Raw genomic sequence first — 20,052 nt, 5'->3', positions numbered from 1 at the left:
TCGTCTGGTCGGCGACTACTTGTTTCCCTTTCCGTCACCACGCTGATCTCGTCGAACCCCGCCGCTTCGAGGAGGTTCGTTAGTTCTTCCACCGTGAAGTGGTGGGTCAGGTAGAGCACCTTGCCACTGTCGTTTCGCGAGAGGTAGGTGTGACGCTCGCCGGTCAGTGGAAGGTCTTCGGCGTAGAGCCTCGCGTAGCCGGCGTTGATCGTGTCGGAAACCCCCGAGGCCGACAGGAAGAGCCGACCACCGGGCCGGAGATTCTCTCGTGCATGCCGGAGGAGGTTTGCCCGATGGCGCACGTCGCCGATGATCGAGATCACGAGTTGGCAGACGACCACGTCGAACGGCCCGCCGTCGAGCAGCGGCGCGGCATCCTCGGCGAAGTCGGCCACTGCAAATCGCAGCGAGCGGCCAACGGTATCGGCGGTCGCTGCGTTGTGCTCTGCGGCGTGAATAGCGCCCGCATTAATGTCCACACCGAGCACGGCAAACCCCTGCTCGAAGAGCCCTCGACTCAGCCGCCCGTTGCCGCAGCCCACGTCGAGGAGCATGAGCGGCCGGCCCGCCGCTTCGGTCTTCACCTCGTGCAGGAACGAGTCGAGGTGCGGCGTGGAATCCTTGCTCGGAATCGCGGCGGCGTCGAAACGCCGCCAATCTTCGCGAGGGTCGCGCATGACGGGCTCTTCTCTTCAAGGATATTGTCGGGGCGTTCATCGAGAACGCAGCCGCTTTAAGACTAACAACAAGATTCAGAAGGCTGGAGCGAATGGAACTGTCTATGCAAGCAAATAATGCCCGCTTCTGATCTTGGGTGTTAGTATATCAAGTGATTTCCTTCAAATCTGGCCTGTAGCAGCTCAAGTAGTTTCATCAGCTGGCAACAAACAGATCATGCGCCTTTTAACGAGTGTGCGTGTCACCCGCGCTCGATGCTGGGTGAAGAACTCATAAATCTTGGCTAGGTTCGTATTCAAAGAATTCACCTTCGATTAGGTCGCTGCTTTGCGGCCCCATCGGCCCAATCGCTCAAGCTGAGGCCTCCATCCCTAGCCTCCACTGATCCCTGCCGGCCAGAACCCGCGAGCCCCGTGAGCACCACTCCGATCACATCCTTCTCTGAGTTCGCGCAACGGGCTGATTATTCGCTGCTGGAGTCGCTGCAGCCGGATCCCCAGGCCACGCTGGATGGCCACGATCACCGCCCCCGTCAGGTGTTCTCAGGCCATTACGTGCCGGTCACACCCACGCCCCTGCCTGTGCCCGCCTATCTGGCGCACAGCTCCGCCCTGTTCAAGGAGCTGGGCCTGAGCGATTCTCTGGCCCACGACGAGGCCTTCCTGCGGCTGTTTTCCGGCGACATCAGCGTGGCGCGGCAGCCCATGCGCCCCTACGGCTGGGCCACCGGCTATGCCCTCTCGATCTACGGCGCTGAATACATCCAGCAGTGTCCTTTTGGCACCGGCAATGGCTACGGCGATGGCCGGGCCATTTCCGTTTTTGAAGGCGTGTTCAACGGCCAGCGCTGGGAGCTGCAGCTCAAGGGCGGTGGACCTACGCCCTACTGCCGCGGCGCCGATGGTCGGGCCGTGCTGCGCTCCAGCGTGCGCGAATTTCTGGCCCAGGAGTTCATGCACGCCCTGGGCGTTCCCACCTCCCGCTCCTTGACCATCTATGGATCCGGCGCCGAAACCGTGCGCCGGCCTTGGTATGCGCCGGGGTCCACCTCCTTTGATCCCGACGTGCTGGTCGACAACCCAGCGGCGATCACAACCCGGGTGGCGCCTTCGTTTTTGAGGGTGGGCCAGCTGGAGCTGTTTGCCCGCCGCGTGCGCCGCCAGGCCCATCCGGAGGCGCTTAACGAGCTGCGCCTGATCGTGGCCCACCTGATTGAGCGCAACTACCGGCCCGAGATCGATCCGAGCCTGCCCTTCAGCGACCAGGTGCTGGAGCTGGCCGGCCTGTTTCGCACGCGGCTGATTGCCTTGGTGGCCCACTGGATGCGGGTGGGGTTTTGCCAGGGCAATTTCAACAGCGACAACTGCGCTGCCGGTGGCTACACCCTCGACTACGGCCCGTTCGGTTTCTGCGAACGGTTCGATCCCGGCTTCCAGCCCTGGACCGGTGGCGGCGAGCACTTCAGCTTCTTCAACCAACCTTTGGCCGCCGGAGCCAACTACCAAATGTTCTGGACGGCCCTGCGGCCATTGCTGGCTGACAACAGCGATGCCCTGGCGCAGCTGGATCAAATTCGCGATGGCTTTGCCGGCGCGATGAACCAGGAGCTCGAGGCGATGTGGGCCCGCAAGCTGGGCCTGGCTGCCCCTGATGCTGCCTTGGTGAATGAGCTGCTGGAGTTGATGCTGCGCTCCCAAGCGGATTACACGATCTTCTTCCGAAGGTTGTCGGAGATTCCTGTCACCACCCCCGAGCACCTCTCAGCCCTGAAGCAGAGCTTCTATGAGCCGAGTTCGGAGGGCCTCGACGCGGCATGGAGCGGCTGGCTGGAGCGTTGGCGTGCCCAGATTGGCGACCTCGTCGAGACATCCGCCGCCATGAAACGCTGCAACCCCGCCATCACCTGGCGCGAGTGGCTGATTGCACCGGCCTATCAACAGGCGGAGCAGGGCGACACCGCCTTGCTTCAGGAGCTGCAAGCGGTGTTCAGCCATCCCTACGACGCGCCCTCAGCGGAGCTGGCGGCGACCTACGACCGCCTCAAACCCAGGGAGTTCTTCAACGCCGGGGGGGTGTCGCACTACAGCTGTTCGTCTTGAACACACTTGCCGCCAGCGGCGTTGATCACCACCTCATCGCCGAGCTTCACGGCTGAGAGCAGGAGCTTCAAATCTGGCTCGGCCACGTTCACGCAGCCGCCGGTTACCTTTTGGCCGATGCGTTTGTCGTTGTTGCTGCCGTGAATGGCGAAGCTGTACCAGCGAAACTTGCCGTCGTAGGTGTTGAAAGCGAAGGGCTGCTTGACGCTGTCCACCGGCTCCAGGCTTACGTAGCCGCTGCCGTATTCACCGTTTTCGCCATCGCCGTCGAAGTCGATGGCGTTCATGTTGCCAAAAAGCGTTTTGCGCAGCTCGGCCTCGCTCTTGCCCGACTTGGCGATCAGGGCGGGATCCATCACGAAAGTGTTGCCGCTGAGGATGGCATTCACCCGGAAGCGGCCCAGGGGTGTGTAGCCCTCCTCGAAGCGGCTGCCCGCGCAGGTGATGCCGTTGCGGCCGAAACCCACCTTGAAAATGGTGCGCTCCTCGCCCCGTGGCAACACCCCGAAGCTCTTCGAGGGATCCTTTGGGTCGAGCTCGATCCGGATGGGACCGCTAACGGCGGCCGGTCCTGGCTTGGGTTGCTTGTTGGTGCCGCAGCCGAAAAGCCCCGTAGCCAGGGCGAGCAGAGCGAGTGTGGAGAAAGGGCGCATCACGGCTTCTGCAGCTGCCTCAGCCCACAAAGCGCTTGTAAAGCCAGCGCACAAAGCCCCCGAGCACAGGCACCGGACCGAAGGTGGGGCCCACGAAGTCGAAGTAGTCGCGGTGGTCGCAGATCTTGCCCTCGCTGTTGAAAAGCAGCCGGGAGGTGCCTGGATACACAAACTCAATGCCCTTGATCTTCAGACCCATCTCCCACTCCACGAAGGCTGAATTGGCTTCGATCGCAATCGCGCCGGGGGTGAGGTAGGTGTCGTCACAGCGTTTCAGCAGGCCCTCCTGGGCTTTGATGTACGCCGAAATGCCATCTCTCTCCTGGGTTGGATCGCTAAAGTGCACGTCCTCGGCGTAAAGCTGCCGCCATTGCGCCTCGCTCGGGCCGGGAGCGCCGTAGGGCTTGTTGAACAAGGCGCGCAGCTGGGCAGTGTCCACCGCGGGTAGATCAAGGGCTCAACCCAGGATGCCGCAGGCCTGGTGGTGCGCAAAGGCCCAAGCACACATCCGTGCTGTGCGCCTTTGCGCTCAAGTTTTGGAAAGTTTGATTTGATCAGTTTCATGGTCAAATCATTCGGTTTTGCCTATTTGATCAGGTAGCAAAGGGCTTGGGGTCTCCAGGGTCGACTAGGGTGGATGAGCTCGCAATAATTCAACTAATTTGACGACCGTTAGCGTCATTACTCCGACCAGGCTTTTGCCTGATCGATTGCCTATGCTGAGCAAGCTTAATCGTAGCCTGAACGAAAATAACTGCAACATCGAACATGTGATTGTCGTTGATGGCAACGACCTTGAGGCCTTGCCTGCTGAGCTTGCAGCCAACGCGACAGTGATTGCGTCTGCCCGGCCGATTGGTCAGGCGGCAGCGCGCAATCTTGGCCTGCTTGTTGCTCGGGGGGAGTGGATCACCAGTGCTGACGACGACGACTGGCTTTACCCCCATTCCATCGACAAGCGCCTGGCCGCAATCAATGGCCAGGCAGGGGCCCTATGGGCTGCAGGTTATTGCACTGACGATCTCAAAAATGATCCTGCCATTGTGGCCGCTGGTCCATGTCTGGCGGGTGATGTCTGGCGAGCCTGGCCATCCCCCCATGACAGCATTCCCTTGGGGCCAACCACCCTGCTTGTACAGACTGCCCTACTCAAGCGTGTCGGTGGCTGGATGGGCCTGCCACAAGGTGAAGATGTAGGCATGATGATCGCGGTTACAAGTAGTGCTGCAGGCGTTCTTATTTCTGATTACGTCTATCACATCCGCCTCCATGTCGGCCAAATGACCAAGTCAGCTTGGTTTGATGATTTGGAGCTTCTGTCGCGTCGATCTGCTTGGGAACGCGGTCAAACCATCCTTTCTCAGCAGCTTGCAAGTTCATCAGTGCCGCTGATTCGCCAGCGCATTGCCACTCTTTGATTATCTCAAACCTGTGAGCAACCACTCCCTGCCGCCGATCGCTGGCCGCGAAGCAGAAATCCTCGCCCTGGTGCAGCAGCAGCAGCCTGCATTTCTGCCCACCACCAATCTCCAGCTGGAGCAGATTCGTTCAGGCTTCGCCTGTGCCCTGCACATGCACCAGCCCACGATTCCAGCCGGTGCCAATGGAGAGCTGATATCCCACCTCCAATACATGGTTGAGCATCCCGGAGAGGGTGACAACCACAACGCAGAAGCCTTCGCCCATTGCTATCGGCGTTTGGCCGACATCATCCACCAGCTGATTGCTGAGGGCGCCAATCCGCGGATCATGCTGGATTACTCCGGCAATTTGCTGTGGGGATTTCAGCAGATGGGTCGCCACGACATCCTCGAAGCGCTGCAGCGGCTGGCCTGTGATCCTGCCCTTCAACCCCATGTGGAGTGGCTCGGCACTTTCTGGAGCCATGCCGTGGCTCCCTCCACGCCAATTCCCGATCTCAAGCTGCAGATCCTGGCCTGGCAGCATCACTTTGCGGCCATGTTTGGTGATGCGGCCCTGCAGCGAGTGAAGGGTTTCTCGCCGCCGGAGATGCACCTACCCAATCACCCAGACACGCTCTACGAATTCATCAATGCTCTGCGGGAGTGCGGCTACCGCTGGCTGCTGGTGCAGGAGCACAGCGTTGAGAATCCCGATGGTTCCGCCCTCAGCCAGGAGCAGAAACTTGTGCCCAACCAATTGGTGGCACGCAGTTCCAGCGGTGAGCTGGCGTCGATCACGGCGCTGATCAAAACCCAGGGCTCCGACACCAAGCTGGTGGGTCAGATGCAGCCCTACTACGAAGCCCTGGGGCGGGGACCCATACCCCTTGGCGGCAAGTCCGTGCCTGCCCTCGTTTCCCAGATCGCCGATGGCGAGAACGGTGGCGTGATGATGAACGAATTTCCTCAGGCCTTCATTCAGGCTCACCAGCGCATCGCCGCCGAGGGCGGTGGCGTTGCCACCGTGGCGTCCACGGTGGCAATTAATGGCAGCGAATATCTCGAGTTGCTCGAGGCCGCCGGGCTGTCTGCCGGCGACTATCCGCCGATTCAGGCTGTGCACCAACACAAGCTGTGGCAAGAGGTCGCCCAGCAAAGCAGGGGTGCCGTGCCTACCCAGGAATCCGTACAAGACGCCATCACAGCGCTTCAGGCCAGCGATTCCTCCTTCTCGATGGCCGGTGCCTCCTGGACCAACAACCTCAGCTGGGTGGAGGGCTACGCCAACGTGCTGGAACCGATGAATAGCTTCAGCGCCGCCTTTCACCAACGCTTCGATGCCCTGGTGGCTGCAGATCCCTGCGTAACTAGCAGCGGGCCTTACCAGGAAGCCCTGCTGCATCTGTTGCTGCTGCAAACCAGCTGCTTTCGCTATTGGGGCCAGGGCACTTGGACCGACTACGCCGTTGAGATCCATCGGCGCGGGATGTCCTCGTTGCAAGACTGACGCGTACAGCCCCCATCGGCTAGGGCGCGGTAGGTGAGACCGAGATCCAGGGCGGTTCGCCGCATGCTGTCCGTGAGTGACTTCGATACTCCTGAACATGCAAGCTTCAATGCTGCTGCTGCGGGTTGGGTGGCGGCCCATCTCGACTTCCAGTTTGAATAATCAACATCGAGTTGGGCCCCATCGTGGCGCACGGCTAATGCCGGAGCCTGTTCAGCTCCATGGCAGCGCATCGGTGGGCAATAGCGCCTAATCGACCGTTAGTTGGCGAAGAACTGGGGCTGGGTCACAGGGATATCGACGCGCATCAGCTCAGCGCCCTTAAAACGGCTTCTGAAATTGTTGATCACAGAGCGGATCCGCTGGTCCTCAAGGGAGCCTCTGGGCCGCAGGATCACCACGACCCAGGTGGGTTGTTGGCGGATGACGCCATTGGAACTCCTCATCTGGCCAAGGGCCTGAACCACCGTGAGCCCATCGGGGAAGGCCGGAGTGATCACCTGCTCAAGGAACTCCGCCCAAGCTTCCGGGCTGATCAAACTCCCGTTGGCGATTCGGGCACCGAAGTACAGCTCGGATTTGAGCCAGCCGCTCTCAGCGGCTTGAGCGGGCCTGCTGGAGCTGGTGGATCCAGGGGCATACCTTTCGGCCAGTGCCGTCCCGGGAAACCCGAACAGTCCCAGTAGCAGCGGCAGTACGAATGGGGCAAGTCGCAGGCTCATGGCAGTCACTGTCGTCCGGTCCTCCCGGGTCACACTATGAGCCTGGAACCACGACGCCAGCCCCGTAGCTGTCTGACCCCGCTGATGGAGATCCTGTCGCATGGCCATAGGGAACCTGAGCCAAGTGCCGCGACCGATCCCGAGGCGCTGCGTCTACGTTCGGCCCTCGGTCAGTTCGAGCTCGGGCGCTTCCTGCTCGATAACCGGGGGTTGAACGGACACTGGACCTCCTATGTCTTGCTGTTCCCCGATCGGGGCCGTCAGACCAACCTGAGCAGCGATGGCACACCCCTGAGCGAGCTTGAGTCGTGGCTGCTGAACCGCTGCCCAATCATCCTTGCCACCCAGGAGCGATTCCGGATCGCGCAAACGGTCACGCAGCAGCAACTGCGAGCCGGCATGGCGCTGGCGTCACTGCCCTGCGGCCTGATGGACGATCTACTGAGCCTGGATTACACCAAGCATGAGGGGTTGGAGCTCACAGGCATCGATCTGGATCCCGAGGCCCTTAGTGAAGCTGAAAATCGCTGCAACACACTTCGCCTACCTGTGGCGGCAGCCTTCGAGCATCGCGATGCCTGGCAGTTGGGCAGTACGGAGCGGTGGGACCTGCTCACCAGCAACGGCCTCAACATCTATGTGCAGGAGGACGACCGTTGCGTTGACTTCTACCGCCAGGTGTCCCAGGCGCTGCGGGCCGATGGGATTTTCGTGATCAGCTTCATCACCCCCCCAGAGCAGTGGCAACCCCGGCAGGCAAGTGATCTCGAGCATCAGCGCTTTCTGTTCCAGAAGGTGATTCCGCCCCGATGGAACTGCTTTCGAGAGGAGTCCCAGATGCGCCAGCACTTGCAGGATGCGGGCTTCGCGGTGGTCGCCGTGCACCACGACGAACAGCGGATGTTTCCCACTGTTGTGGCTCGCAAATACTGATGGGCATTCCTTCTCCCTAGTGCGGGGAGGCCTGAAGTTGCTCAAGAATCATCAGCACCGCCTCCGCGGTGGTCTGAAGGCTTGTGTCAACGCTTACGTCGTAGACCAGCCCATGGGAGTGGCAGAGCTCATCACTGCGGCGGGCTAAGCCGAGCGGTCGCTCCTCCAGCCGACCATCGCCGCGACCCGATTCACGCTGCTCCAATTCGGACAGGGAACAGTGCACCCCCACCAGCACCACCCGGGCCCCGGAGGCACGCAGCTGCTCGAGCACCTCCTGCTGCCACCCCTGCTCCTGCAGGAAGTGGTCGATGATCAGGTTTGTGCCCAGTTTGAGGTGCTGGGCCCAGCTTCGGTGCAGCCCCGCCAACACTCTCCGTCCCAGAGGGTTGAGCTCCAGGCGCATCCGGGGGCTGCCGCCATGCCTGCCTTCGGCCTGGCTGTTGTCGACATACTCCCAGGCGGCCCTGCCGTCGTGGGGTTCTCGAGAGATCAGGCGGCTGGTATCTCCCCCCTGCAGCTTCACCAGACTTCGCGGAAACAACCTGTCAGACAGCAGCAGTGCGATGTCATCGAAAGCCACTAGCCCATAGGCAGCAGCAGGATCGCCATCGGCCAGCTCCGTGAGGTGATCTTGAAGGGCCTTGCACAGGGTTGACTTCCCCGATGAGCTGGCGCCGTTGACCAGGATCGCTACCGATGTCGTCATGTCTTACTGGGCGTTTGGTTCAGCAAGGGCTTCCAGGTGGCTGGGGCTCCTACCAAGGCAGCACCTCGCCGTTGGCGTGCCAGAAGCCACCACTTGTTCCCAGGCTGAGAGCGTCGATGCGGGCCAGGAGGCCCCGCACCGCCTCCTCGGGGCTGATGCCCTGGGGGTTGAAGTTGACCATGCGGGTACGCACCAGGCCCGGGTGGAGGATTGCCACGGCGATGCCGCGTGGCCGCAGGTCGATCGCCAGGGATCGCCCTGCCATGTTCAGCGCCACCTTTGACATCCGATAGCCATAGGAGGAGCCGGAGCTGTTGTCGTCAATCGAGCCCATGCGGCTGGTCATCAGTGCCAGCTTGGAACCGGGCTGCAGATTCGGCAGCAGGGCGGCCACGAGCAGCAGGGGCGCCAGGGCATTCACTTCAAACTGACGCCTGAGGCTGTTGCTGTCGAGATTCTCCAGGCGGTTTCCTTCGAGGATGCCGGCATTGAGGATCACCCCCTCAAGCGGCTGGCCAGCTAGCCGTTGCACCAGATCATCAAGATCCTCTTCAGCGGTGAGCTCGATCCCCGCCTCGATGCGCACCCCCAGCGCCTCCAGTTCCGGCGACGGCGTGCGACAGACGGCGATCACCTGATCGCCGCGGGCCTGTAGTTGTTTGCAGTATTCGAGGCCAATGCCGCGGTTGCTGCCGGTAACTAGGAAAGTTGGCATTGTTGGCCTGCGCAGTTGCTCAAGACCGGCTGATTCAAGCCAGCATCAGCGCCGTCCGTTGACGATCACCGAGTTGCCGCTCCCCCCAGCAGTACCAGGTAATGCTGGCACCACGGAGGTCTGGCCGTCCCACTTGTCCAGGAAGAGTTTGTAGAGCACCTGGTCATCGAGGCTTGAGTTGAGCGTTTCGTAGCGCTTGGCTTCCTGCTCGGCGATCAAGACCTCGGTCTGGGCACGCAAAAGCTGCTGCTCGGCAATTTGTTTCTGCTCGATCGCGGCGCGGTATTCCTCGGCGATTTGCAGGCCAGTGAGGTCTAGTCCCTGCACGCTCACATAGTCAAATTTGCGCAGTTCCTCGGCCACCTTCTCCTGCACCAGCTCCGAAATGGAGTTCCATTCGGTGGCAATAGTCACCAACTCGTATTGCGAAAAGACTGATTTGAGTGCCTTCAGTAGCGATGGTTGGATCACGCGGGGATAGATCTGCTGGTCATCGGTGGCGATCGTCTCGTATATCCGCCCCGCTTCTGCAGGCTTCATGGCGTATTTCACCGTGGCGGTGGCCTGAATCACCTGGAGATCCTTGGTGAGAGTCGAAAACTGCTCTGGTCGCACTTGGGTGCGCACGTCAAACAGCGAAGTGTTCTGCACCAGGGGGGCCTTGATGTTGGCGCCGGGGCTGCGGGGGGTACCGGTGACCTTGCCCAGGGTTGTGACAACGGCCACGTTGCCTGCCGGCACGATGAACACGGTTTGGCTGAGCAGAATCGCGATGCCCACCAAAACGGCCGCAATCAGGCTGAGGGTTGCTCCAGGACCATCGGGACTGCCAGCTGAGCGAAGGGGCGACTGCATGAAGGGGCCATTACCAATTGCGAACCTTAGGCAGGTCCGCCGATGAAACAACGGCTCACAAATGGAGATGTCATCGCCCGCAGCAGGCTGCTGTAGCTGACCTGGAAGCGCTGCTCATCGCCCGGCTCCAACGCCTCTGCCGCTCCGCTCACCACCAAGTGGTCGCTGGATGCGCCCTCGATGCTGATCCCAGGGGCACTAAGACCGGTCGGATCGGCATCCTGTTCGCCCAGGGCAAGTAGCGCTCGCATGGCCATGGGTTGGTCTGGTTGCTTTTGGGGAGCAACTGGCCCTTTGGCAAAACTGGTGCAGTGACGCGTTCCCCAGGCACGGCTTGGCTTGCGCTTGGACTCGATCACCTCTGCCACCAGGGTGATGGCATCGGTATACAGCCCTGGTATGGCTGTGCGGGTGAGGGGCTCTCGCCCCAGCAGTAGGGCCTCGCCGAGGCGCAGGTGGTTGATGCGGCCCGGATCGCCGCCACCAGTCAGCCAGGGAAGATTGGCTGAATTACCTCCCGAGCACCACTCGAGCCTGATGCCAAAACGCCTTTCCAGGGCTTTGATCAGACGCGATAGTTCGCCCATATTCGCTTCATCTGGGGCAACGCCGTTTTGACAGCCCAGGTTGGTGCCGATGCCCACTAGCAGCAGGTTTGGCAGGGCCAGGGTTAGTAACACCATCGCCTCAAGGTCTGCTGCGAGAATTCCCTCGCGCAGATCCCCTAACTCCACCATCAGCAGCACTCCGTGGCGCACCCCCTGGCAATGCGCTGCAGCTGCCAAGGCCTTGAGCACCACCGCCTCGCTGTTGCAGCTAATCGCCGCATGGGCCACCACCCGATCCACCTGGCTGAGCATCGGCGAGCGAATCAGCAGCAGGGGAACGCCAAGCTCGCAGCGGCTAAGCGATTCGATTGATTCGATTCGTGATTCACCGATGGAGTGCACCCCTGCCGCAACCCAGGTGCGCACAATTTCCGGCAGTCCCAGGGTTGCCTTGCTCACCCCGGTCACCTTGATTCCTTGGCGGGCAAGCCGATTCACCATGGTGGTGGCGTTGTGCTGTAGGTGCTCGAGATGAATCTCCAGCCGCGGTGCGCTCAAAGCTGGCCGTCAGTTGATGTACACAACTCGGGGAAAGCTCGCAGCACCATTGCCACCAGAGCAGAGGCAGGTCGGCTCACCGCATCGGTAACAGGAATGGCGAGCTCGGCCGCATAGAGGGCGATGGCCGCACTCACCTCGGCGTCATTCATGCCCTCGTGGTTCAGGGTTAGGCCGATTACCCTTGTTGGCGCAAAGGATTCGATCAGGCGAATTTCGCTTGCAGGCGTGGGCATCGGCATAAACGGAAAGTCGCTCAGCTGCCGCCGTGCCGGTGCGTGCTGCAGCACCACCGCCTGGGGCTGGCTGCCCCGCAGGATGAAGCTGGAAGAGAGGTAGGCGGGATGGCTGAGGGCCCCTTGGCCTTCAATCACGATCACCGAAGGTTTTTCCGTGCAGTAGGCCTCCACCACTGCGGCCTCCACCTCCCCTGAGCAAAACTGCGACGGAATGGCATCAAGGGGAATGCCATAGCGCCCCCCTTGAATCAATCCGGTTTGCCCGGTGCTCACCAAAGCGGCGCGGATACCGCTGGCATTTAGGGCTTGAACCAGAACCGTGGCCGTGGTGCGCTTACCGATGGCGCCATCGGTGCCGAGCACGGCGATTCGAATGCAGCGTGCCTTGGCGATCGAACCATTGAACAGGCGAAGATCCTTCAAAGCGGCTGGACGACGCACATCCCGGATTGACACTTGATGACGTTTGGCCGCTAGGGCAAATTCACTGTCGTCATTAAGGAATTCGCGCATGCCGCTGACCAGATTCAGGCCAGCTGCCATGGCCAGCAGCAGAGCCCGGCGATCGTCTTTGCCATAGAGGCCATCTGCAGGCGCCATGCCATAGATGAAGGTGCTGGCGCGGGGCCCTGGCAAGGCAAGGGCCTCATCTAGATCAGCCACGATGGGTATGCCGTTGCTGATGCCGTCTAGTAGCAGGCCTGCATCAATTCCAGCTGATTGGCTATCAATAATGGCCCTGATTTCAAAGGCCTCACAGAAGCGCACTAGGCCGTGGGCGGTTTTGCCATCGAGCCCAGCGAAGTTTCCCTCGCAGTAAACGACTGCAGCCGATTTAACCGCAACTTGATGCGGTGCAATCGAAATGGTCAGGTCGTTGACCTGTTTTTGAAATGCCAAATAAGCCAGGACCCATCATTTACCCAGGCTTGAGATAAGTCTGAGGTGCTGATTTCAGGGCTCAGAATTGGCCGCTGGAGGGCGTGGATAAATTCAGCCTAGGACGCTTTCTGCTTCTAGGGGGTCAGCCAGTATTTCGGCGATCTGGTTTCGGCCATTGCCCTGCGCCAGGATTAGGGCCCGTTCGGCCCGAAGCAGCGCATCAAGCGCCTGGCGATCGGCTGGGGCAAGCAGGGTCAGGCCGCCACTGGCCGTTAGCTGGTGGCCGCTGGTCGAAAAGACGCCCCGCAGCTCGCTGACGCCAGTGCGGATGGCATCAGCCCGTTCCATGGCTGTAGCAAGTTCAACATTCACCATCAATAGGGCGAATTCCTGATCGCCGGTTTGACCCACCAGGTCCTGCTCGCATAGCTGGGAGCGCAGTAGGGCGGCAACGTCCATTACCGCGCGATCCGAGGCCTGCAGACCCCAGCGGTTCTTGATCTGGTCGAAGTGGTCGAGCTGCAGGGCCAGCACGGCCAGGTTTTCGCCTGCCTGGCGGGCTCGCAGCAGCTCAGGCTCAGCTTGCTCCAGGAAGTTTGCTCGGTTTGCTAAGGCGCTGACTGGATGCACCGTGGTGAGTCGGCGCAGTTCAAGCTCACGCAGCACCAGCTGGGCTAGATCCTCGAGCAGTCGCACCTGGCTGGAGCTGAAGTGGCGCGGCAACCGGTCGATCACGCACAGGGTGCCCAGGTTGTGGCCGTCACGACTCTGCAGCGGTGTACCTGCGTAGAAGCGCACCTTTGGGACCTGAGTCACCAGGGGATTGGTGCAGAAACGCGGGTCTTGGTGGGCATCTGGCACCACCAGGGTTTCATCACCGGCAATGGCGTGGGCGCAAAAGGCCATCTTCCGCGGTGTTTCGGTGCTGTCTATGCCGTGGTGGGCAAGGAACCATTGGCGGTCGCCATCCACCAAGGAGATGAGCGCAATCGGGGTTTCCAGCACAGTCGAGGCGAGCCGCACCAGTCGCTCGAAGTGCTGATCGCCTGGATGGTTTAGTACCCCCAGGCGCTCTAAATCCCTTTGGCGCTGGGATTCATCCGCCGGAATCGGGTAGTCGGGATACGGCATGAACCTCGCCGATAATTCCAATCCTAGGAAGTCTTGGGCCCGCCAACCGGGCTTCACTAGGGCCATGATTTAGCTATTCCCAACAGACCTTCCCAGCAGCCCTTCCCATGGCCCTCCACCAAGAAAGCTGTCTTCCCTGCCGCGATGGGGCGCCGCTCCTGGATGCCGCTGAACTAGCGGAATTGTTGCCCCAGTTGCCCGGTTGGGTTGTTGTGGATGGACACCACTTGCAAAAGGCCTGGAGCTTCGCTGATTTTCAGCAGGCTCTCGATTGGCTCAACCGGGCTGGAGCGATCTGCGAAGCGGAGGGTCACCATGCCGAATTCAGCATTGGCTGGGGTCACGCCAGCGCTGAGGTGTACACCCACAAGGTGGATGGCCTAACCAGAGCTGACGCAGTTTTGGCCGCCAAACTTGATGGGGCTTAGCAGGCGCTAACGGCGTAACGGGTCTGCAACCGGCAGGTTTCGCTGGGACCAATTTCAAGCTTGCCATCGCCACTGATCAGAGCCTGGCGAGGTCCTGTCCAGGGCTCCAGGCAGACCATCGCACGGGGCGGTTCGGTCCAGAGCACCACCAGGTTGAACGGGGCGCTGAGCTGCAGATCAAGGGCCAGGCCGGCTTCCGGATCCAGCAAGCGCACGTCACCACTGGGACGGACCAACAGGTCAATTCCGTCGTCCAATCGCGCCATTTGTTCTGCCGTGTCGGCGTCGGCCATCGATAGATGGTTTAGGCAGCGCTCCGGTAGCCCCTCAAAGCGGGGAGATTTGAGGTTGCTGAGGTTGAAGTAGGGGTGGAGGCCGAAGCTGAATGGCATCGGCTCCTGGCTGCGGTTCTGCACCGTGGTGTCGATCTCGAGGGCCCCTGGCACCAGGCGCAGCTCAAGCCTCAGCAGAAAGCTGAAGGGATAGCTCGTCAAGGTTGTCTCGCTGTCGTTGAGTTCAAGGGCGATCCCTTGGCCATCCTCGAGAGCGCTCAACTGCCATGGCAGCTGCCGGGCGAAGCCGTGCTGACCTAGGGGAAAGTTCCCCTGGGGCAGGGGCAAGGTGTTGTCCGGCAGGCCGCCGCAGATCGGGAAGAGGATGGGAATTCCGCCCCGCACTGATTGGGCGGGGTCGAGGAAGCGTTCAAGATCGAGGTAAATCAGCTCCTTGCCGTTGCAGCGCCAGCCGGTCACCAGACCTCCCCGCTCAGGCACCACCCGCAGCAGATCGCCGGAGTCGCTGGCGAACTCCCAATGTGGATATGGGGTTTCGCGGTGTACCAGGGCCACGGAGCTCGAGCGGGGTTGGCCTATTTAGGCCTGCGGCCGGCCTCTGGGCCGGTGTTCCTTCACACAATCTTCCATTGATAAAGATTGGAACCGGTCTCGATCCCCTGATCAATTCCATATGGTCTTGCAATCAACGTGCAGCAGCTATGAATCGTTCAGAGGACAGAGCGCCTCGCCAGGAATTATTCGAGCCCCGCAGCCTGGAGTGGCAAGAAAATGGCGAGTTGGCCAGCACCGATATGTTCGAGCTGGTCAAGCGTCTGCGGGCTGTGGAATCAGGAAAAACCGTTAACGAGCTTTGGCGGCTAAGCCAGAAAGCCTGAGGCTGGTTGTCGCACCAACACTTCCCCTTGCCATCCCTGGACAGCTTTGGTTGATTGCAATGGTCGCAGAGCGTGCCATGCCTGATTCTTCTGCTATTGCGGAGTGGCGACATCGCGGCTGCAGCGTGCGCTTGATCAGGCGCTGTCCAGCTGCAGAGGCCTACCGCATTCAGCACTGCAGTGGCATGCCCATGGGTTCAGTAGCCAGCCTTGAAGAGGCTCGCACCCTCATTGACGACCACATTCAATTGCTTAGGCAGCGCCTTGTAGCTAGCGCTTAGTTTTCAGGGCAAAACCCCCACTAAGCCGCGGCGGCGTAGTTCCTGCTGGAATTCACTGCTGAGCGGATCTAGGCGCCATTGCCGCTGAGTCCACTGCCACAGGGCCTGGAGCCGCCAGCCCAGCCACAGAAGGCACAGCACCAGGCCCAGCCAACGCATAGATAGGTCCGCGGAGTTCACCTTGTTTAAGAACGGACCTCGCTCCTTGGGAGGGGCACGGCCATTCATTGACACAAGTCGCCAAGGGCCATGGCCTCGACCCTTCTTGGCGGATCGCTTGATTTGCTCCCGCTGACAGAGCTAAGTCTTCCGTAGCCCTGGCTGCCCGCTGGGGAGCGCCTGGAATCGGCTCTTGCCGGCAATACCTGACGGGGCCGCTTGCTCCCCGGACGTGGCGATCTGCTGACAAGGCTCCAGAAACAGGGCCGTAATCCCTGAAAATCGACTGAGTTTATTCGGAAAGCAGCAGTTATGACTACTTCAGGTTTTCCGATGTCGGGTGATTACGAGGCCAACGACCTGACCTTGCGTCAACTGCGCCAGATGGCCAGCAACCTCGGCATCGGCCGCTATAGCCGGATGCTGAAGGATCAGCTGTTGCGGGCTATTCAGGGAAGGTCAGACTCCCAGGCCCCAGCTAGCCAGCCTGATGGTGAGGTGCCAGAGGATGAGGGTCTGCGCAGCATGGAAGCCGAGATGGGCTCTGCTCCCCGGCCCGCCTCCAAAACGGCAGTTGTGTTTCTGCCCAGGGATCCCCAGTGGGCCTACGTGTTTTGGGAGCTCTCCGACTCAGACCGTCGCCAGGCGATGGCCGACGGTGCCAGCCAGCTGGTACTTCGAGTTGTGGATGTGACCGGTCTTGGTGCTGGTGCTGCCCACCAGCACACCATGCAGGAAGTAGTGGTTAATAGCCATGCCACCGAGTGGTACCTGCCTGTTCCCCTCAGCGACCGGGACTATCGGGTTGAACTTGGCTACCGGCTCGCTGGTGGCGGTTGGCGTTCATTGGCCTTCTCCTCGGTGGCTCGGGTACCTGCCCTCCATCCCAGTGAGCAGATCCTCGATCAGTTTGTGCCCTTCTCCCTAGGGGCCCCTGCTCCTGCTGCAGCTGGTTCTGCTGTTATGCCTAATGCAGCTCCTGGTATTCACGAGCGCGTTTATCAGGCTGCCACCACTACTTGGCGGGCGGTAGGCCGCGGTTCTGAGGCTTTCCACGAGGTGGATGCCAATTCCGACCACAATCAGGGTCTGAATGCTTCCGGCGCCGGTGTTTGGGCCAGCGGCCGCAACGAGTCGGGTGCTGGTGGTGTGGCTACTCGTCAGCGAGCCTTCTGGCTAGTAGCCGATGCCGAATTGATTGTTTATGGAGCTACTGATCCGGCGGCAACCCTGCGGATTGGTGAGGAAGTCGTGCCCCTTGGCGAAGACGGCACCTTCAGGCTTCAGGTTCCCTTCCGTGATGGCAAGCAGTTGTACCCCATTACTGCCGTAGCAGCTGACGGCGAACAACGTCGCAATATCACTCTTGAATTCGTCCGCACTACCCCGCACGCCAATGTCAACACCGCTGAAGAAGCGGTGGCTGAGTGGTTCTAGGGCACCAGATTCACCAGCTTTCCAGGCACCACGATTACCCGGCTGGGGGGCTTGCCCTCCAGCCATTTTTGTGCGATTTCGCTATTGAGCGCCAGCTGTTCAAGGGTTGCTTTATCAGCGTTGGCGGGCACCGCCAAGCTGCCTCGCATCTTGCCCTTGACCTGAATAACCAAATCAATAGTTTCGCGCACTAGGGCTGCAGGGTCTGGGTGCGGCCAGCTCTGAGCGTGGATGCTGCAGTTGTTGTCTGGATTGGCGCCCAAACGCAGCCAAAGCTCCTCCGCCAGGTGGGGGGCAAACGGAGCCAGGAGCACCAGCAAGGTGTGCAATGCCTCTTTAGCTACGGGCGCAGTGGCGGCCTCGAGATGTTCAGCCATCACATTGCTGAGCTTCATTAACTCAGAAATGGCGGTATTAAACTGATATTCACCATCGAGGTCCTCACTGATCTCGGCTATGGCCGTGTGCACTGCCCGGCGCAGCTCCAGCTCAGATGCAGTCAGTGTTGTGTTGGCAAACTGGGCCGTAGTTTGCTCAACCGCCCTCCCTACACCTGACAGCTGCAGGTCCCGGGCGCAGGCCCCATCCACCAGCCGCCACAGGCGCTGTAAAAACCGAAACTGGCCTTCCACATCGGCGTCATCCCATTCCAGATCTTTTTCCGGTGGAGCCTTGAACAGGATGAACATCCGGGCCGTATCAGCGCCATACTTATCAATTACTTGGGCAGGGTCGACGCCGTTGTACTTCGACTTCGACATTTTTTCGTAGAAAGTCTCTAGCACTTCACCACTGATTGGATCACGGGGGTCACTTGGATCGACAACATCGCCCGGTGCGATGTATTTGCCGGAGTGGGGGTTCTTGTAGGTAATGCCCTGAACCATCCCCTGGGTAAGTAGGTGGATGAAGGGTTCATCGAAGCCCAGCAGGCCCCGGTCTCGCAGCACCTTGGTGAAGAAGCGGGCATAGAGAAGGTGGAGGATCGCGTGCTCGATCCCGCCCACGTATTGATCAACCGGCAACCAGCGGTCCACGGCCTCGCGTGTAAACGGAAGGTCTGTGTTGTGGGGATCGCTGTAGCGCAGGAAATACCAGCTGGAGCACATGAAGGTGTCCATGGTGTCGGTCTCACGCTTCGCCGCCTTGCCGCAGCAAGGGCAGTCCACGTTCACCCAGCTCTCTAATTGGGCTAGGGGCGATCCGCCCTTGCCCTCAAGGTTGGCCCCCACCGGCAGCTCCACCGGCAGCTGTTCGGCCGGTACGGGCACCACACCGCAGCTTTCGCAGTGGATCACCGGGATGGGACAGCCCCAGTAGCGCTGGCGCGAGATCAGCCAGTCGCGCAGACGAAACTGCACCTTGGCATTGCCCCAACCCTGACCCGCAGCTGCCTCGGTGATCGCCCTTTTGGCTTCACCGCTTGGTAAACCATCGAAGCAACCGGAGTGGATCAAAACCCCGGCTTCTGTCCAGGCACCACCTTCGAAGGCGTGCTCGTCGCTGCCCTGGGGAATGATCACCTGCTGCACCGGCAATTCGTACTGCCGCGCGAATACGAAGTCGCGCTGGTCGTGGGCAGGGACCCCCATCACTGCGCCGGTGCCGTAGTCGGCGAGGACGTAGTCGGCGATCCAGAGGGGGATAAGGGCGCCATTGGCTGGGTTGCGCACCCGGGCACCGATCGACACACCCCGTTTGGGTTTGTCGTCGGCCGTGCGCTCAAGCTCGCTTTGGCGGCTCACCAGATCACAGAAAGCCTGCACGTGGATCGTCTGCTCGGCGGTGGTCAGTCCAGCTACCCGGGGGTGTTCTGGGGCCAGCACCAGGTAGCTGACGCCAAAGATGGTGTCCGGGCGTGTTGTGAACACGGTGATCTGTTCACCGGTGCCGGCGCCAGATGAATCCACAACCTCAAAGTGCAGCTCGGCGCCCGTACTGCGGCCAATCCAGTTGGCCTGCATGGTGCGCACCCGCTCCGGCCAACCCTCGAGCTTGGGCAGATCGTCCAGCAGTTGGTCGGCGTAGGCGGTGATCTTGAGAAACCACTGGCGCAGCTTGCGTTTCTCCACCAGGGCTCCGGAACGCCAGGAGCGGCCCTCGCCGTCCACCTGTTCGTTGGCAAGCACCGTTTGGTCGATGGGATCCCAGTTGACACTTGCGTCTCTCTGGTAAGCGAGCCCTGCATCTAGAAACTGCAGAAATAACCACTGGGTCCAGCGGTAGTAGTCGCTATGGCAGGTAGCTAGCTCTCGATCCCAGTCGATGGAGAGGCCAAGCCGCTTCAGCTGCTCCCGCATCGAGGCGATGTTTTGATCGGTCCAGATGCCGGGTTCAATTCCCCGCTCGATGGCCGCATTTTCGGCTGGTAAACCAAAGGCATCCCAACCCATCGGATGCAGCACCTGCTTGCCCCGTAAACGTTGCACCCGGGCGATCACATCGGTGATCACGTAATTGCGCACGTGACCCATATGCAGGTTCCCCGATGGATAGGGGAACATCGACAGGGCGTAATAGCTGTCGCCGCAGGACCCATCCAGCATGGCTGGCGTGCGGTGCTGAGCCGCGCTCTCCCAGTGCTGCTGCCAGCGCGATTCGAGGGCCTGGGGTTGGTAGCGGGGGGCGTCGCTCACGGCAGCCAGGCTGGATCAGGGCTTTGATCGTGCCACAGCCCAGTTGGATGACTCCTGCTCAGCCGAGCGCACGGATCGTCGCCGCGGCCGCACGATTGATCAGGGTGAGGGGACGATTTTCGTCCTGCTTGAGGGCCAGGTAGTCGATGTCCTGCCAATGCAGGATTCCCTCAAGCTCCCCCACACCCGGCACCTGGACCGCCACCGGGGTTTTATGGCGAATCAGATCCTGCAAATGCCGAATGCTGGGTTGCGAGGTATCGAGGGCGGTGGCCCGCTTCTCGAAAAAGCTCTGCATAAGATCTAGC

22 protein-coding genes are annotated in these 20,052 nt (G+C 60.8%); 8 read left to right on the top strand and 14 right to left on the bottom strand.

The genetic code is table 11. The features are described from left to right. The coding region (locus tag KBY85_RS10400) for a bifunctional 2-polyprenyl-6-hydroxyphenol methylase/3-demethylubiquinol 3-O-methyltransferase UbiG (protein WP_254961422.1) at window positions 1–677 on the bottom strand (677 nt) is incomplete at its 3' end. A gap of 414 nt (window positions 678–1,091) precedes the next feature. Between KBY85_RS10400 and KBY85_RS10395 the strand changes: the two genes are divergently transcribed. Beyond that, on the top strand, window positions 1,092–2,777 hold the full coding sequence (locus KBY85_RS10395) for a protein adenylyltransferase SelO family protein (RefSeq protein WP_254961421.1): 1,686 nt from the start codon (window positions 1,092–1,094) through the stop codon (window positions 2,775–2,777). Here the strand turns inward: KBY85_RS10395 and KBY85_RS10390 are convergent. Then, window positions 2,759–3,430, bottom strand: a complete 672-nt coding sequence (locus tag KBY85_RS10390) for a L,D-transpeptidase (protein WP_254961420.1) — start codon at window positions 3,428–3,430, stop codon at window positions 2,759–2,761. The genes KBY85_RS10395 and KBY85_RS10390 overlap by 19 nt on opposite strands. 19 nt (window positions 3,431–3,449) lie before the next feature. Further along, a complete protein-coding gene (locus KBY85_RS10385; RefSeq protein WP_254961419.1) occupies window positions 3,450–3,869 on the bottom strand; it encodes a nuclear transport factor 2 family protein in 420 nt (139 codons plus the stop codon). 223 nt (window positions 3,870–4,092) lie between these two features. On the opposite strand from KBY85_RS10385, the gene KBY85_RS10380 reads away from it, so the two are divergent. After that, window positions 4,093–4,848 carry a glycosyltransferase gene (locus tag KBY85_RS10380; protein WP_254961418.1) on the top strand — a complete coding sequence of 252 codons (756 nt, stop codon included), beginning with the start codon at window positions 4,093–4,095 and terminating at the stop codon, window positions 4,846–4,848. A 13-nt stretch (window positions 4,849–4,861) separates the two neighbouring features. Next, a complete protein-coding gene (locus KBY85_RS10375) occupies window positions 4,862–6,340 on the top strand; it encodes a glycosyl hydrolase family 57 (protein WP_254961426.1) in 1,479 nt (492 codons plus the stop codon). A 260-nt stretch (window positions 6,341–6,600) separates the two neighbouring features. Here the strand turns inward: KBY85_RS10375 and KBY85_RS10370 are convergent, their stop codons facing one another. After that, window positions 6,601–7,062: a DUF3574 domain-containing protein gene (locus KBY85_RS10370; RefSeq protein WP_254961417.1), complete on the bottom strand. Its 462-nt coding sequence runs from the start codon at window positions 7,060–7,062 to the stop codon at window positions 6,601–6,603. An 84-nt stretch (window positions 7,063–7,146) separates the two neighbouring features. Between KBY85_RS10370 and KBY85_RS10365 the strand changes: the two genes are divergently transcribed. After that, complete coding sequence (locus tag KBY85_RS10365) at window positions 7,147–7,995, top strand: methyltransferase domain-containing protein (RefSeq protein WP_254961416.1); 849 nt, start codon at window positions 7,147–7,149, stop codon at window positions 7,993–7,995. Window positions 7,996–8,011: 16 nt separating this feature from the next. On the opposite strand, the gene KBY85_RS10360 is transcribed toward KBY85_RS10365, so the two are convergent. The 6 genes from KBY85_RS10360 to KBY85_RS10335 form a co-directional block, all read right to left on the bottom strand. Next, complete coding sequence (locus KBY85_RS10360; RefSeq protein ID WP_254961415.1) at window positions 8,012–8,704, bottom strand: phosphotransferase-like protein; 693 nt, start codon at window positions 8,702–8,704, stop codon at window positions 8,012–8,014. Between the two features lie 49 nt (window positions 8,705–8,753). Beyond that, complete coding sequence (locus KBY85_RS10355) at window positions 8,754–9,419, bottom strand: SDR family oxidoreductase (protein ID WP_254961414.1); 666 nt, start codon at window positions 9,417–9,419, stop codon at window positions 8,754–8,756. A gap of 45 nt (window positions 9,420–9,464) precedes the next feature. Beyond that, window positions 9,465–10,274: a prohibitin family protein gene (locus KBY85_RS10350; protein ID WP_106501758.1), complete on the bottom strand. Its 810-nt coding sequence runs from the start codon at window positions 10,272–10,274 to the stop codon at window positions 9,465–9,467. 26 nt (window positions 10,275–10,300) lie between these two features. After that, complete coding sequence (locus KBY85_RS10345; RefSeq protein ID WP_254961413.1) at window positions 10,301–11,380, bottom strand: alanine/ornithine racemase family PLP-dependent enzyme; 1,080 nt, start codon at window positions 11,378–11,380, stop codon at window positions 10,301–10,303. Further along, the gene (locus KBY85_RS10340) at window positions 11,377–12,519 is read right to left on the bottom strand and encodes a DUF1611 domain-containing protein (protein WP_254961412.1); all 1,143 of its coding nucleotides are present in this window, start codon (window positions 12,517–12,519) and stop codon (window positions 11,377–11,379) included. The genes KBY85_RS10345 and KBY85_RS10340 overlap by 4 nt, the downstream gene beginning before the upstream one ends. 93 nt (window positions 12,520–12,612) lie before the next feature. After that, window positions 12,613–13,632: a GGDEF domain-containing protein gene (locus KBY85_RS10335; protein WP_254931918.1), complete on the bottom strand. Its 1,020-nt coding sequence runs from the start codon at window positions 13,630–13,632 to the stop codon at window positions 12,613–12,615. A gap of 107 nt (window positions 13,633–13,739) precedes the next feature. On the opposite strand from KBY85_RS10335, the gene KBY85_RS10330 reads away from it, so the two are divergent. Next, window positions 13,740–14,060 (top strand): 4a-hydroxytetrahydrobiopterin dehydratase, encoded by a 321-nt coding sequence (locus KBY85_RS10330; RefSeq protein WP_254931919.1) that lies wholly within the window; start codon window positions 13,740–13,742, stop codon window positions 14,058–14,060. Here KBY85_RS10330 and KBY85_RS10325 read toward each other — a convergent pair. Further along, entirely contained in the window at window positions 14,057–14,908 is an 852-nt protein-coding gene (locus KBY85_RS10325; RefSeq protein ID WP_254931920.1) for a galactose mutarotase, read from the bottom strand. The genes KBY85_RS10330 and KBY85_RS10325 overlap by 4 nt on opposite strands. A gap of 146 nt (window positions 14,909–15,054) precedes the next feature. Between KBY85_RS10325 and KBY85_RS10320 the strand changes: the two genes are divergently transcribed. Together KBY85_RS10320 and KBY85_RS10315 are read left to right on the top strand one after the other, a co-directional pair. Beyond that, window positions 15,055–15,231: a hypothetical protein gene (locus tag KBY85_RS10320; RefSeq protein ID WP_254961428.1), complete on the top strand. Its 177-nt coding sequence runs from the start codon at window positions 15,055–15,057 to the stop codon at window positions 15,229–15,231. Window positions 15,232–15,308: 77 nt separating this feature from the next. Then, on the top strand, window positions 15,309–15,512 hold the full coding sequence (locus tag KBY85_RS10315; RefSeq protein ID WP_254961411.1) for a hypothetical protein: 204 nt from the start codon (window positions 15,309–15,311) through the stop codon (window positions 15,510–15,512). A 3-nt stretch (window positions 15,513–15,515) separates the two neighbouring features. On the opposite strand, the gene KBY85_RS10310 is transcribed toward KBY85_RS10315, so the two are convergent. Further along, window positions 15,516–15,671, bottom strand: a complete 156-nt coding sequence (locus KBY85_RS10310; protein WP_254931921.1) for a hypothetical protein — start codon at window positions 15,669–15,671, stop codon at window positions 15,516–15,518. A gap of 333 nt (window positions 15,672–16,004) precedes the next feature. On the opposite strand from KBY85_RS10310, the gene KBY85_RS10305 reads away from it, so the two are divergent. Continuing rightward, window positions 16,005–17,108, top strand: coding sequence for a DUF4912 domain-containing protein (locus tag KBY85_RS10305; protein ID WP_254961410.1), 1,104 nt, complete (start codon window positions 16,005–16,007; stop codon window positions 17,106–17,108). Here KBY85_RS10305 and leuS read toward each other — a convergent pair. Beyond that, window positions 17,105–19,744 carry a leucine--tRNA ligase gene (leuS, locus tag KBY85_RS10300; RefSeq protein WP_396121846.1) on the bottom strand — a complete coding sequence of 880 codons (2,640 nt, stop codon included), beginning with the start codon at window positions 19,742–19,744 and terminating at the stop codon, window positions 17,105–17,107. The two genes, KBY85_RS10305 and leuS, sit on opposite strands and share 4 nt — an antisense overlap. A 58-nt stretch (window positions 19,745–19,802) precedes the next feature. Further along, window positions 19,803–20,042 carry an Hfq-related RNA-binding protein gene (locus tag KBY85_RS10295; RefSeq protein WP_254961409.1) on the bottom strand — a complete coding sequence of 80 codons (240 nt, stop codon included), beginning with the start codon at window positions 20,040–20,042 and terminating at the stop codon, window positions 19,803–19,805. Between the last annotated feature and the right edge of the window lie 10 nt (window positions 20,043–20,052).

The organism is Cyanobium sp. BA5m-10 (genome assembly GCF_024346255.1).
Taxonomy (GTDB): domain Bacteria; phylum Cyanobacteriota; class Cyanobacteriia; order PCC-6307; family Cyanobiaceae; genus Cyanobium_A; species Cyanobium_A usitatum.
The sequence above is the reverse complement of the archived record's forward strand: the minus strand, read 5'-3'. Positions and strand labels throughout refer to the sequence as shown.

Coding starts and splice junctions, on each gene's coding strand:
- KBY85_RS10390 (WP_254961420.1), bottom strand. CDS start 3,430: ATGCGCCCTTTCTCCACACTCGCTCTGCTCGCCCTGGCTACGGGGCTT.
- KBY85_RS10370 (WP_254961417.1), bottom strand. CDS start 7,062: ATGAGCCTGCGACTTGCCCCATTCGTACTGCCGCTGCTACTGGGACTG.
- KBY85_RS10365 (WP_254961416.1), top strand. CDS start 7,147: ATGGAGATCCTGTCGCATGGCCATAGGGAACCTGAGCCAAGTGCCGCG.
- KBY85_RS10360 (WP_254961415.1), bottom strand. CDS start 8,704: ATGACGACATCGGTAGCGATCCTGGTCAACGGCGCCAGCTCATCGGGG.
- KBY85_RS10355 (WP_254961414.1), bottom strand. CDS start 9,419: ATGCCAACTTTCCTAGTTACCGGCAGCAACCGCGGCATTGGCCTCGAA.
- KBY85_RS10350 (WP_106501758.1), bottom strand. CDS start 10,274: ATGCAGTCGCCCCTTCGCTCAGCTGGCAGTCCCGATGGTCCTGGAGCA.
- KBY85_RS10335 (WP_254931918.1), bottom strand. CDS start 13,632: ATGCCGTATCCCGACTACCCGATTCCGGCGGATGAATCCCAGCGCCAA.
- KBY85_RS10330 (WP_254931919.1), top strand. CDS start 13,740: ATGGCCCTCCACCAAGAAAGCTGTCTTCCCTGCCGCGATGGGGCGCCG.
- KBY85_RS10320 (WP_254961428.1), top strand. CDS start 15,055: ATGAATCGTTCAGAGGACAGAGCGCCTCGCCAGGAATTATTCGAGCCC.
- KBY85_RS10315 (WP_254961411.1), top strand. CDS start 15,309: ATGCCTGATTCTTCTGCTATTGCGGAGTGGCGACATCGCGGCTGCAGC.
- KBY85_RS10310 (WP_254931921.1), bottom strand. CDS start 15,671: ATGCGTTGGCTGGGCCTGGTGCTGTGCCTTCTGTGGCTGGGCTGGCGG.
- KBY85_RS10305 (WP_254961410.1), top strand. CDS start 16,005: ATGTCGGGTGATTACGAGGCCAACGACCTGACCTTGCGTCAACTGCGC.
- KBY85_RS10295 (WP_254961409.1), bottom strand. CDS start 20,042: ATGCAGAGCTTTTTCGAGAAGCGGGCCACCGCCCTCGATACCTCGCAA.